This is a genomic window from Novosphingobium sp. B-7 (assembly GCF_000410615.1).
GTDB classification, from domain to species: Bacteria; Pseudomonadota; Alphaproteobacteria; order Sphingomonadales; family Sphingomonadaceae; genus Novosphingobium; species Novosphingobium capsulatum.
On the sequence record NZ_APCQ01000232.1, the window covers coordinates 1 to 14,391 of the forward strand.

General features: G+C 64.1%; 13 protein-coding genes. 8 read left to right on the top strand and 5 right to left on the bottom strand.

Annotated elements, in window-relative coordinates; genetic code table 11:
* Window positions 1–496: PD-(D/E)XK nuclease family protein (locus tag H926_RS25240; RefSeq protein WP_043607557.1), on the top strand; the 496-nt coding region annotated here is incomplete at its 5' end.
* 100 nt (window positions 497–596) lie between these two features.
* A complete protein-coding gene (gene trxA, locus H926_RS0102400; RefSeq protein WP_022674879.1) occupies window positions 597–917 on the top strand; it encodes a thioredoxin in 321 nt (106 codons plus the stop codon).
* A gap of 112 nt (window positions 918–1,029) precedes the next feature.
* Here the strand turns inward: trxA and H926_RS0102405 are convergent, their stop codons facing one another.
* From H926_RS0102405 to argJ, 3 genes are read right to left on the bottom strand one after another with little or no spacing between them, the layout of a single operon-like run.
* Window positions 1,030–1,845, bottom strand: a complete 816-nt coding sequence (locus H926_RS0102405; protein WP_022674880.1) for an inositol monophosphatase family protein — start codon at window positions 1,843–1,845, stop codon at window positions 1,030–1,032.
* Entirely contained in the window at window positions 1,842–2,447 is a 606-nt protein-coding gene (locus H926_RS0102410) for a glutathione S-transferase family protein (protein ID WP_022674881.1), read from the bottom strand. Before H926_RS0102410 ends, H926_RS0102405 begins: the two co-directional genes overlap by 4 nt.
* 6 nt (window positions 2,448–2,453) lie before the next feature.
* Entirely contained in the window at window positions 2,454–3,680 is a 1,227-nt protein-coding gene (argJ, locus tag H926_RS0102415; protein WP_022674882.1) for a bifunctional glutamate N-acetyltransferase/amino-acid acetyltransferase ArgJ, read from the bottom strand.
* A 130-nt stretch (window positions 3,681–3,810) separates the two neighbouring features.
* On the opposite strand from argJ, the gene H926_RS30660 reads away from it, so the two are divergent.
* The 5 genes from H926_RS30660 (at window position 3,811) to H926_RS0102440 (ending at window position 8,666) form a co-directional block, all read left to right on the top strand.
* Entirely contained in the window at window positions 3,811–4,467 is a 657-nt protein-coding gene (locus H926_RS30660; protein ID WP_022674883.1) for an energy transducer TonB, read from the top strand.
* 80 nt (window positions 4,468–4,547) lie between these two features.
* Complete coding sequence (locus H926_RS30665; RefSeq protein WP_158441924.1) at window positions 4,548–5,165, top strand: energy transducer TonB; 618 nt, start codon at window positions 4,548–4,550, stop codon at window positions 5,163–5,165.
* Window positions 5,166–5,248: 83 nt separating this feature from the next.
* A complete protein-coding gene (locus H926_RS25255) occupies window positions 5,249–5,515 on the top strand; it encodes a hypothetical protein (RefSeq protein ID WP_022674885.1) in 267 nt (88 codons plus the stop codon).
* Between the two features lie 129 nt (window positions 5,516–5,644).
* Window positions 5,645–8,380, top strand: a complete 2,736-nt coding sequence (gene secA / locus H926_RS0102435; RefSeq protein WP_022674886.1) for a preprotein translocase subunit SecA — start codon at window positions 5,645–5,647, stop codon at window positions 8,378–8,380.
* An 85-nt stretch (window positions 8,381–8,465) separates the two neighbouring features.
* The gene (locus H926_RS0102440; protein WP_022674887.1) at window positions 8,466–8,666 is read left to right on the top strand and encodes a hypothetical protein; all 201 of its coding nucleotides are present in this window, start codon (window positions 8,466–8,468) and stop codon (window positions 8,664–8,666) included.
* Window positions 8,667–8,851: 185 nt separating this feature from the next.
* Here the strand turns inward: H926_RS0102440 and H926_RS0102445 are convergent, their stop codons facing one another.
* Window positions 8,852–10,894: a M13 family metallopeptidase gene (locus H926_RS0102445; protein ID WP_028657477.1), complete on the bottom strand. Its 2,043-nt coding sequence runs from the start codon at window positions 10,892–10,894 to the stop codon at window positions 8,852–8,854.
* 145 nt (window positions 10,895–11,039) lie between these two features.
* Window positions 11,040–11,447: a low affinity iron permease family protein gene (locus H926_RS0102450; RefSeq protein WP_022674889.1), complete on the bottom strand. Its 408-nt coding sequence runs from the start codon at window positions 11,445–11,447 to the stop codon at window positions 11,040–11,042.
* Between the two features lie 518 nt (window positions 11,448–11,965).
* On the opposite strand from H926_RS0102450, the gene H926_RS0102455 reads away from it, so the two are divergent.
* The gene (locus tag H926_RS0102455; RefSeq protein WP_022674890.1) at window positions 11,966–14,389 is read left to right on the top strand and encodes a TonB-dependent receptor; all 2,424 of its coding nucleotides are present in this window, start codon (window positions 11,966–11,968) and stop codon (window positions 14,387–14,389) included.
* Window positions 14,390–14,391 lie beyond the last annotated feature (2 nt).

Here is a 14,391-nt window from a genome sequence, read left to right on the forward strand (position 1 = left end):
GCGCGGCACTTTGATCCACAAGCTGATCGAGCGGCTGCCTGCCGTGGCGCCGGGCGAGCGGGCGGAGGCGGCGCTGGCCTGGCTGGCGCGGCAGGGCGCGGAATTTGACGCTGATGCCCATGCCGACATGCTGCGTGCCGCGCTTGCCGTGCTCGATCATCCCGATTGGCAGGCGGTATTCGGCCCCGGATCGCTGGCCGAAGTGCCGCTGGCCGCCGTGGTCGAAGGCCGCGTGGTATCGGGCACGATCGATCGCCTGTTGATCGCACCCGATCGCGTGCTGATTGTGGATTTCAAGACGGCGCGGCGTCCGCCGGCCAGCTTGGCGGATGTTCCGGCGGCCTATCTGCGGCAGATGGCGGCCTATGCCGCCGCGCTGGCCACGATCCATCCCGATCGCGTGGTGGAGGCGGCGCTGCTCTATACCCACGCCCCGCAACTGATCGCCATTCCCGCAGAAGTTCTGGCGCGGCACCACCCCATGGCCGCGACATAGCTTTTGCAGGGGCGCCCCCAACAAACCTTTCGCGCATCCCGGTTGCCAAGCGCGCGGCAAATCCTAGATACCATCCCAACTGATCAACGGAGTTTCGTTCATGTCGACCAAAGCCGTCACCGACGCCAGCTTTTCCACCGAAGTCCTTCAGTCCGACAAGCCCGTGCTGGTGGATTTCTGGGCCGACTGGTGTGGCCCGTGCAAGATGATCGCCCCGGCGCTGGAAGAAATCGCCGAAGAACTGGCTGACAAGGTGACCATCGCCAAGGTGGACATCATGGAAAACACCACCATCGCCAGCGATTTCGGCGTGCAGTCGATTCCGCTGCTGATCCTGTTCAAGGATGGCAAGCCGGTGGCGCAGAAGCTGGGCGCCGCGCCCAAGAGCCAGCTCAAGGGTTGGCTGGAAAGCGTTCTGTAATGGTCAGCGGGCGCTGTGCTCGCGCCCTTCGACAGGCTCAGGGCGAACGGAACAAGGAATTTTCCTCTGAACCGTTCGGGCTGAGCTTGTTGAAGCCCCTTGGGAAGGCAGACTAGCCCGGCAAACCCGCCAGCCGTTCGGCCATGGCATCGAACAGCGCCGGCGTTCTGGCGGCAATCAGGCCCTTTTCGCCCAATTGATCGACGCGATAGGGCCGCCCATCGGGCCGTGCGGCCTTGCCGCCGGCCTCGTTGACGAACAATACCCCGGCGGCATGGTCCCAGGCCAGGGTGCGCTCGAAAATCGAGACATCGTTCACCCCCAGCACCAGGCGCGGATATTGCTCGGCCGCGCAACGCGGAATGTCCACCACGCTGTAATGCGGCAGGATATGCTGGCGCATCGCCTCGCGCTGGGCCGCGTCCATGAATACCGTGGAAATCGCCGCGACCGGCGGCACCTGGCTGGTGGGCGTGGCGCGCACCGGCTTGCCATTCACAAACGCGCCCCGGCCCAGTTGCGCGGTGCACAGCCGGCCGGATGGCACATCGTGAATCCATCCCGCCACGCACTGCCCATGCTCGGCCAGCGCGATCAGCACGCCAAACGGCGGCTTGCCCGCAGCGAAATTGTTGGTGCCATCGAGCGGATCGATGATCCAGCACAGCCCATCGCCCAGCCGTTCCATCAGCGCCGGGTCGGCATGGGCGGCTTCCTCGCCCACGATAGTGGCCTGGGGCAGGATCGTGGCGAGCCCCTCGCTCAGCAGTCGTTCCGCGTGGGTATCGGCCACGGTGACCACGTCGTTGACGGCCTTGTTGATCACGTCAGCCTCTGAAAGCTGGCGATAGCGCGGCGCGATGGCTTCCTGCGCCACGCGGGCGATCAGCGCGCTGACGGCAGCGTCGATCTCGGGCGTCCAGCTCATGAGAACGGCACCGCGGCAATGGCCTGGAAGCCGGGGCGGGTGCGCAGCCGTTCCATCCACATCTCCACATGGGGCAGGGCCGGCCGTTCAATCGGCAGGCTGAACCAGGTGTGGGCATAGGTGCCCATGGGGATATCGGCCACGCCAAAGCTGTCGCCCGACAGGAACGGCTGGCGCGCCAACTGCGCATCGACCATCGCCATCAGCGTGGCACAGGCGGTGGCAGATTTGGCCACTACCGGATCGCTGCCATCCTTGCCGCCGCGCACACAGCCCAGAAACGCATCGCGCTGCGCGTCGGCATAGAGGAACTGCCAGTCCATCCACTGGTCGCCCTGCGCGCGGATTGCCGGATCGGCGGGCCACAGCTGCGGGGCATGGGCGGCGAACAGATAGCGCAGGATCGCGTTCGATTCCCACACCGTCACGCTGCCGTCCTCGATCATCGGCACCAGGCGGTTGGGATTCTTTGCCAGGTATTCAGGCGTATAGCCAAAGCTGCCGCCCATATCCCGCCGCTCGAAATCCAGGCCGCATTCGTGCGCGCCCCAGACCACCTTCTTGACGTTGTGCGAATTGATCCGGCCCCAGATGATCAGCATGGCCGCTCAGCTCCGGTAATCGGCGTTGATCGAGATATAGCCGTGCGTCAGGTCGCAGGTCCACACCGTGGCGCGGCCCTGGCCGAGGCCCAGGTCGACCTCGATCGAAATTTCGCGGCCCTTGAGGTGCGCAGCCACCGGCGCTTCGTCATAATCGGCGAGTGGCTGGCCGTCCTTGGCTGCCCAGGTGCCGCCAAAGCCGATCGACAGGCGGTCGCGGTCGGCCGGTTCGCCGGCCTTGCCCACGGCCATGACGACGCGGCCCCAGTTGGCGTCTTCCCCGGCAATGGCGGTTTTTACCAGCGGCGAATTGGCAATCGCCAGGCCGACGCGGCGGGCGCTTTCGTCGGAAACAGCGCCGGAAACGGCCACGGCAATGAACTTCTGCGCGCCTTCGCCATCCTTGACCACCAGATGTGCCAGTTCGCGGCACACCTGCTCCAGCGCGGCGGCAAAGGCTTCACCGCCTACGTCGTCCCGGCTGGTGAGCAGGGCGTTGCCCGCCTTGCCGGTGGCAAAGGCCATGACCGTGTCGCTGGTGGAAGTATCGCTGTCGACCGTGATGCACGAGAACGTGCGCTGGTTCGCGGCCGACAGGCATTCCTGCAGGAACGCGGGCGAAACTGCCGCGTCGGTGAAGATATAGCCCAGCATCGTCGCCATGTCGGGCGCGATCATGCCCGAACCCTTGATGATCGCCGACAGTGTTACCGTGGTATCGCCCACGATTGCGGTGGCCGTGGCGCCCTTGGCAAAGGTGTCGGTCGTGCCGATGGTGTTGGCCGCCTCTTCCCAGGTGCAGGGCGTGGCCAGCAGTGCGGCCTCGATCCCGGCGCGGGCCTTGTCCTTGGGCAGCGGCACGCCGATCACGCCGGTGGACGAGACGAACACTGCCTCGCGCGCGCAGCCCAGGTGCGTGGCGACCTGGTCCATAATCGCTTCTACCGCCTCGCGCCCGCGATAGCCGGTAAAGGCGTTGGAATTGCCGGCATTGACCACCAGCGCGCGCGCGGCGCCTTGTGCTACATTCTGCCGCCCCAGCTCCACTTCCGAGGAACAGCACACATTGCGGGTGAACACACCGGCCACGGCCGTGCCTTCGTCCAGCTCCACATAGGTGAGGTCACAGCGTCCCCAATCCTTGTACCCGGCACGGGCCACGCGCGGGGTCACGCCGGCAATCGCGGGCAGGGCGGGGAAGGGCGAGGCGAGCGGGGAAACGGCGTCTGACATGGCCGCGTTCCCTAGCGATTCGATTTCCCGCCGTCCATGGCTGAGCCGGCCGCGGCACGCCGCTGGGCAGACAATTGACGCAAGAATGTGGCACCGGCATCACTTTGCCGTGAAACGGGGAAACAGACACATGCAGCATGCGATGCGCCACGCGGTCTTGATCGGCTTGGGAGTAATGCTCTGCGCGCCGGGTGCGGCGATGGCGCGCCCGCGATCGCGCCCGCCGGTCGAAACACCGGCCAAGCCCAATGGCGATGCCGGGCAATGGGTTTTGCCTGACGATTATCCTCCTGCGGCGCTGCGCAACAATGATACCGGCACAACCGGCTTCCGCCTGACCTATGACGAAACGGGCAAGGTGACCGATTGCGAGGTGACGGCAAGCAGCGGCTATGCCGATCTCGACGCCACCACGTGCCGGGTGTTGCTGTTGCGGGCCAGCTTCATACCCGGCACCCGCAATGGCAAGCCGGTGGCGAGCGCCTATACCAGTTCGGTGCGGTGGAGCATTCCCGACAACGGGGACGACGACGATGATACCGACACGCCGCGCACCCTGCCGACCGCGTACAAGGGCCAACTGGTCTATACCATTGCCGCCGATGGCACGGTGGCGCGGTGCGAGGCGGTGGAAAACGATGGCAAACGACACGAGGTGGCAGCTGGCTCCGGCCTGGTCGCCTGTCCGGCTGGCAAGACATTCCCCATTCCGCGCGATGCTGGCGGAAAGCCCGTGGCGCGGCGCGTGACCACCACGTTTTCCGTTGCGGTCGACGATGTGCCATGAACCGCGCCATCCCGGTTGACGCGCCCGCGTTCGCGCATCATCACGGTGGCTACAACGCATCAGGGACAGGGAACGGGGCAATGGCGCGGAAACTGACGGCGACGAGCCTGGCCATCGGTTTGCTGATCGGGATGCCGGCGCTGGCGCAAGACTCGACCCCGGGGCGGCCTGTCACCAATCCCGGGACATGGATCTCGGCGGCGGATTATCCGGCCAGCGCACTGCGCAATGCCGAACAGGGCGCAGTCCACTTTGCGCTGACCTATGACACCACCGGCATGCCCACTACGTGCGAAGTGACGGTAAGCAGCGGTTCGTCGCAGCTGGATGATACCACGTGCCGGATACTGATGGCACGGGCGCGGTTCGTGCCCGGCACCAAGCATGGCAAGCCTGTGGGCGATACCTTTCGCAGTTCCATCAACTGGCGCCTGCCCGGTGGGGGAGGCGGCAACGGCCTCAATGTTGTTCCGGCGCCCACCAAGCAGCAAATGGCGTTCGTGGTTGGTGCCGACGGCAAGGTGTTGCGCTGCGAGGCGTCTGAAAATGGCGGTGGATGGCATGAGGTCGCGCCGGGGACCGGCCTGATTTCCTGCCCCGTGGGCAAGCGGTTTGCCCCGGCAAAGGACACGACCGGCCGAACCGTTGCCAAGCGGGTGACGGTAACCTTTACCATCGCCGTGGACGATGCGTCCTGAGCGTGCGTTCCAGCGCTTGGGTTGAATCAAAATCTGCCGATTGCGCTTTACGCGCGGGGAGCCGTTCCCTATCTCCCATCGCAATGCGCTTTTTGCTTGTCCTGTTTGCCCTGCTCAGCGGCCTGTCGCTGCCCGAGGTGGCCAATGCCACCACGCGCACCGAAGTGGCGGGCGCCGAGCATGCCGGGCTGGCAGTGGCCCCGGTGGCCGCGCATTGCGTGGTCCAGGCGGCGCGGGTGCGCGCTGCGCGCCCGGTTTTCGACGTGGCGCAGCAGGCCGTGCCGGCGATGTTTGCGCCGTTCGCGCTGGCCAGCACCGCCACCTATCGCAGCGACCGCGCGCGCGAATAAGCCGCGCTGCTGCCCCGTTGCGGGCACCAATCCCTGACTTTCGCGTTGCCGGCCCGATGCGCGCCCGAATTTTATCACGGCCCGCGCCCGGCACTTGCCATACCCATTCGCATAACAGGAAACACCGCCATGCTCGGCGCCCTTGCCAAGTCCATTTTCGGTTCGTCCAACGATCGCTACGTCAAGTCACTCGACAAGCAGGTGAAGAAGATCGCCGCTTTCGAGCCGGAAGTGCAGGCGATGAGCGACGAGCAGCTTGCCGCGCAGACGGTGAAGTTCCGCGCTGCCCTCGAAGCGGGCGCCAGCCTCGATGACCTGCTGCCCGAAGCCTTTGCCACGGTGCGCGAAGCGGCCGTGCGCACCATGGGCATGCGCCACTTTGACGTGCAGATGATCGGCGGCATGGTGCTGCACCGTGGCGAAATCGCCGAAATGCGCACCGGCGAAGGCAAGACCCTGGTGGCGACGCTGGCGGTCTATCTCAATGCGCTGGAAGGCAAGGGTGTTCACGTCGTGACCGTGAACGACTACCTCGCCAAGCGCGACGCCGAGACGATGGGCGTACTCTACAAGTTCCTTGGCCTGACGGTCGGCGTGATCGTGCCCAATCTCAACGAGTATGAGCGGCGCGAGGCCTATGAGGCCGACATCACCTATGCCACCAACAACGAGTTGGGCTTCGACTACCTGCGCGACAACATGAAGCACGAACGCTCGCAGATGGTGCAGCGGCCGTTCAACTATGCGATCGTCGACGAAGTGGACTCGATCCTGATCGACGAGGCGCGCACGCCGCTGATCATTTCCGGCCCCACCGACGACAAGAGCGACCTCTATATCTCGGTCGATGCGGTGGTGAAGCAGATCGACCCGTCGCTCTATGAAGCCGACGAAAAGACCAAGAGCATCACCCTGACCGAAGACGGTGTGGAATGGGTGGAGCGCGCGCTGGAGGCAGATGGCCTGCTGGTTGGCTCCAACCTCTATGACGTCGAAAACACCATGGTGGTGCACCATCTCGACCAGGCGCTGAAGGCCAATGTCATGTTCAAGCGTGACATCGACTACATCGTCAAGGACGACAAGGTCATCATCATCGACGAGTTCACCGGCCGCATGATGGATGGCCGGCGCTGGTCCAATGGCCTGCACCAGGCGGTGGAGGCCAAGGAAGGCGTCAAGATCGAGCCTGAAAACCAGACCATGGCCTCGATCACCTTCCAGAACTACTTCCGCATGTATCCCAAGCTTTCGGGGATGACCGGGACGGCCGCGACCGAGGCGACCGAGTTCTTCGAAATCTACAAGATGAATGTCGTCACCATTCCCACCAACGTGCCGGTGCAGCGCGTGGACGAGGAAGACGAGTTCTACAAGAACACGCTCGACAAGTTTGCCGCGATCGCCAAGCTGATCCGCGAGAAGAACGAGATCGGCCAGCCGGTGCTGGTCGGCACCGTGTCGATCGAAAAGTCGGAACTGCTCAGCGAGTTCCTCAACCGCGAAGGCGTCAAGCACGCGGTGCTCAATGCCCGCTTCCACGAAATGGAGGCGCACATCGTGGCCCAGGCCGGCCGCCTTGGCGCCGTCACCATCGCCACCAACATGGCCGGGCGCGGCACCGACATCAAGCTGGGCGGCAACCTGGAATTCCGCATGGAGGACGAGTTGCGCGACGTGCCCGAAGGGCCGGAACGCGACGCTGCCATCGCCCGCATGGCGGCCGAGATCGACGCGGAAAAGGCCAAGGTGCTGGAAGCCGGTGGCCTATGCGTGATCGGCACCGAGCGGCACGAAAGCCGCCGCATCGACAACCAGCTGCGTGGCCGTTCGGGCCGTCAGGGTGACCCGGGCCTGTCGAAGTTCTACCTGTGCCTGGAAGACGACCTGCTGCGCATCTTCGGGCCGGACACGCTGTTTGCCCGGATGATGAATTCCAACCTTGCTGATGGCGAGGCGATCGGGTCGAAGTGGCTGTCCAAGGCGATCGAGACCGCGCAGAAGAAGGTCGAAGCGCGCAACTACGATATCCGCAAGCAGGTTGTCGAATACGACGACGTGATGAACGACCAGCGCAAGGTGATCTACGAGCAGCGCGCCGACATCATGGATGCCGATGCGGTGGACGATGTGGTGGTGGATATGCGCCACGACACGATCAACGCCATGGTTGGCGACGCCTGCCCGCCGGGCTCTTATCCCGAACAGTGGAATATCGCCGGCCTCAAGGAACGCGTGGCCGACGTGCTGGGCATGACGCCGCCGCTCGATGACTGGCTGGAAGAAGACGCGGTGGAAGCCGAGTTGATCAGCGAGCGCCTGATCGCGCTGGCCGATGCGCACATGGCGGCCAAGCTCGACACGGTGGACCGCGCATCGTGGGGCAACCTGGAAAAGTCGATCCTGCTCGAACGCCTCGACCACCACTGGAAGGAACACTTGGCCACGCTCGACGCGCTGCGCCAGGTGGTGTTCCTGCGCGCCTATGCGCAGAAGACGCCGATCAACGAATACAAGCAGGAAGCCTTTGGCCTGTTCGAAAAGATGCTCGACGCGATCCGCGAGGACGTGACCCGCATCCTGATGATCAGCGAAATCCGCATGCAGCCGATGGAAGACTTCCAACTGCCCGAACTGCCCGATTTCCTGACCAGCCATATCGATCCGTTCACCGGCGAAAACGATGCCGTGCCGCAGGTGCCCGGTGCTGCTGCCATGCTCGGCGCGCTGGGTGGCGCGCAGGCTGCGGGCGCTGCTGTGGCGGCGAGCGAAGATCCCTATGCCGGCCAGGGCATCAGCCGCAACGCGCCGTGCCCGTGTGGTTCGGGCCAGAAGTACAAGCACTGCCACGGCCTGGCGGCCTGAGCCTGCTGCTGATCGCAACTTTTCAACCCCGGCTGGCGCAGGCTGGCCGGGGTTTTCCATTCCAAAAAATCCGAAGGAACCGATTGTGGACAAGACTATCAAGCTGACGCTGAGCGAAGATGAAGGCGAAATGATCGTCGACGCGCTGGAAGTGGATCTGGAAGGCTATCTCGAATCCGCCAAGGAAGCGCGCGGCAACAACAACCGTGCCGATGTGGAAACCTTCACTGAAGCGGCCGATCGCATCGCCAAGCTGATCGCCAAGATCCGCGCCAAGCTGGACTGATTGCGCAAAAAGCCCCCTCTTCTTTAGAGGAGGGGGTTGGGGGTGGTGGAAACCACCCCTGAAATTTGCTGTTGACCAGCGGATTTAGCTGAAAATTCGAATGGTGCAGGCGCGCGTTTGCGCATGGCCTCGCACCACCCCCAAACCCCCTCCTCTAAAGAGGAGGGGGCTTTTTTCTACCTAGCTCACCACAGCTTTGCGCGCTTTTCGGGCGGAATATACATGGTGTTGCCCGGCTTGACGCCAAAGGCCTGGTACCACGCTTCGATGTTGGGCAGCGGCCCGAGGATGCGGAAGCGGGCCGGGCTGTGCGGGTCGGTGGTGACCTGGTTGCGCAGCGAATCCACGCGCTGGTTGGCGCGCCAGGCCTGGGCAAACGAGAGGAAGAAGCGCTGGTCGCCGGTCAGACCGTCGATCACCGGCGCCGGCTTGCCACCCAGCGACTTGTGATAGGCATCAAGCGCAACCTGCAAGCCGGCAAGATCGGCGATATTTTCGCCCATCGTCAGCTTGGGATTGATGAAGGCGCCCGGCGCCGCTTCAAAGCGGGCATATTCATCGCCAAACACCTTGGCTTCCGCCTCGAAACGCTCGGCATCCTGGGGCGTCCACCAATCGGAGATGGCGCCCTTGGCGTCGATCTTGCGGCCCTGATCGTCAAAGCTGTGGCTGATTTCGTGGCCGATGATCGCGCCCGTGGCGCCATAGTTCACGGCATCATCGGCGCGCGGATCAAACAGCGGCGGCTGGAGAATGCCGGCGGGGAACACGATCTGCAGCTTGGCCCCGCCGTTGTAGGCGTTCACCGTCTGCGGGTTCATGCCCCACTTCTTGCGGTTCACCGGCTTGCCCAGGTCTTCCATCGCATAGTCGGCATTGAAGCGCGCGGCGCGGGTCACATTGCCGTAGAGATCGTCAGGCTTGATCACCAACGCCGAATAATCGCGCCACATATCCGGGTATCCGACCATCACGTCGATCCGCGCCAGCTTGGCAAGCGCGGCCTCCTTGGTCGGCGCGCTCATCCACGGATTGGCGGCAATGCGCTTTTCAAAGGCGGCGCGCAGGTTGGCGACCAGTTCCTGCATCCGCGCCTTGGACGATGGCGGGAAATAGCGCGCGACATAGGCTTGGCCGGCCGCTTCGCCCAACTGGCTGTTGACCAGATCCAGCCCGCGCTTCCACCGCGGCTTGAGCTGGCCCACGCCGGTGAGCGTGCGGGTAAAGGCAAAGCGGCTGTCGACCATCGCCTTGGTCAGATAGGGCGAAGCCTGGTCGGCCACGTGGAACGCCTGCCACAGCTTGAGCGTGTCGAGCGGGGTGTTGGCATAGAGTGCCGCCAGATCGCGGATCGCGGTGTTCTCGCGCACGATCATGCGGCTTTGCGGGGCGATGTGCGCGCCTTCGAAGAAGGCCGTCCAGTCGATCCCGGGCGCATAGGCGGCAAATTCGGCCGATGACATCGGGTTATTGGTGGCACTGCGATCGCGGCGGCGGGCGATATCCCAGCTGCGCGTGGCGATCTCGGTTTCAAAGGCCATGATCTTTGCGGCCGCTGCTGCCGGATCGGCCACGCCCAGCGTCTGCAGCGTGCGGGTGATATAGGCGACATAGGCCTCGCGCTGCGGCGCGAATGCGGGCTTGAGGTAATAATCGCGTTCGGGCAGGCCCAGGCCACTCTGGCCCAGCGAAAGCACGTTGAGCCCCGCATCGGCGGTATCTGGTCCCACGCCATAATCGACCAGGCTGATGCCAAAGCTGCCCTCGGCGCCGCCCATGGCGCGGGCGAAGGCGGTCTTGTCGGCAATCGCCATGACCTTGGCAACATCGGCCTGGAGCGGGGCAAGGCCGCGCTGTTCGACCGCGGCCTCGTTCATGAAGCTGGCATAGAGTGCGCCGACCTGGCTGGTCGCGGGCATGGCGGCGACCAGATCCTTCATCTGCGCCTGCACTTGCTCGTCGATCAGGGCAAGCGTGCCGATGTTGGGCCGGTCTTCGGGAATGGGCGTGCGCGCCTTCCACTTGCCGTTGGCGTAAGTATCGAAATCATCGCCTGGCTTGACCGAAAGATCGCGCCCGGAAAGATCGACACCCCAGCCGCCAATCGGCCCGCTCTGAGCGCTGGCGGCAGCGGGTGCCGCCTTTGCGCGAGACGCCGGAGAGGCCAGGGCCGGCTGCATCGCCACGGCCAATGCCGTCGATGCCAAGACCATCATGCGAAGTTTCACAGTTGCATTCATCCTTGTTGACCCCTCAACGGCGCGCAACCTAGACGAAGGCGGTTTCATCTGAAAGAGTTTGATGCAGGTGATGCCATTGATAAAAAGGGCATGTCTGTGCGCTTTTTGTCGCCAATCGTGTCATTTGCAATTGTCAGCGGCGGCGCAGCAGCACCTCCACGCTTTCTTCGACACTGGCTCGGTCAGTATCGCAGCCACTTTCCTGTTCCAGCGCGGTGCGAATGTTGGAAATCTTGCTGTCGGACAGATGCTCGATCCCGATGAAATCGCCCCGCGCGCCTTCCAGGGCGCGGATCAGCTCGTCTAGCTTGGCCTGCATCGCCGCAGCATCGCGGTTTTGCGCATTCTGGATGACGAAGACCATCAGGAACGTGACGATGGTGGTGCCGGTGTTGATCACCAGCTGCCAGGTGTCTGACCAGGCGAAGATCGGGCCCGACACGGCCCAGACGACGATGATCAGCGTGGCCAGCGCGAAACTCGCCGGTTGCCCCGCCAAGGCCGAAACGCGATTGGCAAATGCGGTGAAAATCCGGTCCATGGCCGCGGTTCTTTCTGGTTTGATTGCTGGACTGTTTCCCAAAACCAGCGGGCGGGCCGCGCGGTTCCCGAAAGGGCAGGGAACCGTTGGGGGCACCCTGGCTTGGCCGTGCCCAAGAATTGCTTTGCCGCTTCCATCCCACGCCATCGCTTGACGGTAAAAAGTCTATCAAATAAATAGAGATCAAGACGCAGCGGCCTGGCCCGATGCTGCGCCGGCCCTCAGCGGCCGCCACGGGCCCGCGGCTTTTGATCGGGAAGCAGCTTGCTCCGCGTTACCAACGGCTAAAGCGCGCGAACGCTGGGGCGACATCGCCAGGCTTCGTGTTCCCCGCTGTTTCAGGGGTGATACGATGCAATGCACACGATAGCGGCATAATGCCCGCGCCCAGCCACCGTGCAGACCACGGCTGCGCCTGGGCCTGACCATAATCATATCCAGATTGCGCAAGGCCGCGCGGCGATGCCCCGCACGCGGCAGGCCGCCTTGCGCCTTCAGTCCATGAGGGACCGCTTTTCATGTCGATTTTCCATGCCACCCGCCCGGCCACGGGCCTGGGCGCGCTGCTGCTCGCCTCCACCGCACTGGCCTTGCCAGGCTTGGCCCAGGCTGCCGAAACGGCGGCGGCGCCGGCCGAACAGGCGCCGGCACCGGTCGCCGACCCAGCCAGCCCGGATGTGCCCGATGCCAATGCCATCACCGTCACCGCCCGCCACCGCGAAGAACGGCTGCAGGACGTGCCGCTGGCCATCTCAGCCATTTCCGGTGCGGAGCTGACCTCCAAGCGGATCGAGCGGGTGAGCGAATTTGCTCTGCGCGTGCCCAATTTCGGCGCGTTGCAGCAGAACACTCGCGTTTCCGGGCTCTACATTCGTGGGCTGGGCGGCAATGCCAGCAACGATGGCGCCGAAGGCGGCGTTGGCCTGATCGTGGACAACGTGTTCTTCACCCACGTGGGCTTTTCCTGGCTCGATTTCGTCGACCTGGAAAACATCCAGGTGGTGCGCGGGCCGCAGGGCACGCTGCTGGGCAAGAACACCACGATCGGCGCAGTGATCGTGCAGACGGCCAAGCCCCAGTTCGAGCCTTCCTATACGCTGCAAGCCACCTATGGGAATTACGATGCGGTGCAGCTGCGCGCCAATGCCACCGGGCCGATCATCGATGACAAGCTGGCGTATCGCCTGACCTTTGCCGAAAGCAAGGGTGGTGGCTGGATCACCAATGCCTATAACGGCGTCAAGCTGCTGGGCAACGATCGCTGGTCGGCGCGCGGGCAACTGCTGTTCACGCCCAGCGCCACTGTGTCCTCGCGCCTGATCGCCGAACATTACGAATCCAACGAATACAACAATTTCTCCCCGCCAGTGGCGGACGTGACACAGAACCTGAACCTTGATGGTACGGTCAATTCGCCGCGCGCCGGTAGCTGGAGCGCCAAGCTGGCGCGGTTTGGCTATACCCCCAATCTCAACGGCCCCTACAACGCCAACCTCAACAACCAGGATCGCCTGATCGCCAAGACCGATGGTCTTTCCAACGAGATCAACTGGGATCTGGGCGGGGTGAACCTGATCGGCGTTACCGCGTGGCGGCGGCTCTATTTCCGGCCCTACAACGATAGCGATTACACCCCGCTGGATATCTATCGTGCGGGCTATGATGTTGACGTCAATCAGTATTCGCAGGAACTGCGGCTCGCCTCGGCCAAGGGCAGCACGATCGATTGGCAGGTGGGCGCGTTTTACCTGCACGAAAAGCTGCGCAGCAACTTGCGCACGATCTTTGGATCAGACGCCTCGACGTTTTTCCTGGGGGCAGGGGTGCCGTCCTCGTTCATCGACGGGCTGGAGTATGACCGCGATGGCCGGCTGACGATCGATAGCCTGGCCGGTTTTGGCCAGGTGACCGCGCACCTCACGTCCACCTTCTCGCTCACCGGCGGCCTGCGCTACACCTGGGAGAAGAAGCAGGTGAACATCGCCGGCTATGCTCTGGGCACCGGCGCGCTCAATCCCGCCGGCGCCACGGCGCGACAGGCGCTGCTCAACAACCTGGGTGGCACCAGTGGCAGCGCGGCCGGCGCCTATACGCTGGCCAACCAGGTCAGCCGTGGCTCGCTGGCCTGGCTGGTCAACCCCGCTTGGCAGGTGACGCCCAACGTGCTGCTCTATGCCTCGGCCAGCCATGGCGAAAAATCGGGCGCGGCCAATACTTCGGCCACGGCGAGCCAGGCCGCGCTGGTGATCACCCGGCCGGAAAAGTCCACCGATTTCGAGGCCGGGATCAAGACCAGCTGGGCCGGCGGCAAGGCCACCGTCAACCTCAACCTCTACAACAACACGATCACCGATTATCAGGGCACCCGCGTCGACCAGGCCAATGCCTCGTTCGGCACCTATCTCGCCAACGTGGGCAAGGTGCGGCTGCGCGGGTTCGAGTTCGAGGCGACCTGGCGCCCGGTGCCGGCGCTGGGGTTCAACGCGAACCTTGCCTATAACGACGCCAAGTACCTGGATTATGCCGATGCGCCCGCCCCGCTGGAATTCCAGCTGGCCAATGGCGGCGCCGCGCGGCCCCTGTCGCTCACCGGCTATCAGGTGGCTGGTTCCAACAAGTGGACGGTGCAGGGCGGCATCGATCTTGATCAGCCGATCGGTGGGGAATGGAACCTCACCGGCTATGCCAACACCAGCTGGAAAAGCCGGATTGCCTATATCAACCCGCGCTCGGTCTATGGCTGGCAGGCGCCGGTGGCGATCACCAACGTCGGGCTGGGCCTGCGCACGCAGGACAACCGCTGGCAGCTTCAGGCCTGGGCCAAGAACGTGACCAACGAACGCTATGCCGTCTCCTATGGCGCGGCCAGTGCCTCGGCCCCGGTGATCGAGGTCTATGGCAATCCGCGCACGTTCGGCGGCACCATCACGCGGACGTTTTGACC

Excerpts from the sequence above, each read along its gene's own strand:
- trxA (WP_022674879.1), top strand. The coding sequence starts at position 597 with ATGTCGACCAAAGCCGTCACCGACGCCAGCTTTTCCACCGAAGTCCTT.
- H926_RS0102455 (WP_022674890.1), top strand. The coding sequence starts at position 11,966 with ATGTCGATTTTCCATGCCACCCGCCCGGCCACGGGCCTGGGCGCGCTG.
- H926_RS0102405 (WP_022674880.1), bottom strand. The coding sequence starts at position 1,845 with ATGAGCTGGACGCCCGAGATCGACGCTGCCGTCAGCGCGCTGATCGCC.
- secA (WP_022674886.1), top strand. The coding sequence starts at position 5,645 with ATGCTCGGCGCCCTTGCCAAGTCCATTTTCGGTTCGTCCAACGATCGC.
- H926_RS0102410 (WP_022674881.1), bottom strand. The coding sequence starts at position 2,447 with ATGCTGATCATCTGGGGCCGGATCAATTCGCACAACGTCAAGAAGGTG.
- H926_RS30660 (WP_022674883.1), top strand. The coding sequence starts at position 3,811 with ATGCAGCATGCGATGCGCCACGCGGTCTTGATCGGCTTGGGAGTAATG.
- H926_RS0102450 (WP_022674889.1), bottom strand. The coding sequence starts at position 11,447 with ATGGACCGGATTTTCACCGCATTTGCCAATCGCGTTTCGGCCTTGGCG.
- H926_RS25255 (WP_022674885.1), top strand. The coding sequence starts at position 5,249 with ATGCGCTTTTTGCTTGTCCTGTTTGCCCTGCTCAGCGGCCTGTCGCTG.
- H926_RS30665 (WP_158441924.1), top strand. The coding sequence starts at position 4,548 with ATGGCGCGGAAACTGACGGCGACGAGCCTGGCCATCGGTTTGCTGATC.
- argJ (WP_022674882.1), bottom strand. The coding sequence starts at position 3,680 with ATGTCAGACGCCGTTTCCCCGCTCGCCTCGCCCTTCCCCGCCCTGCCC.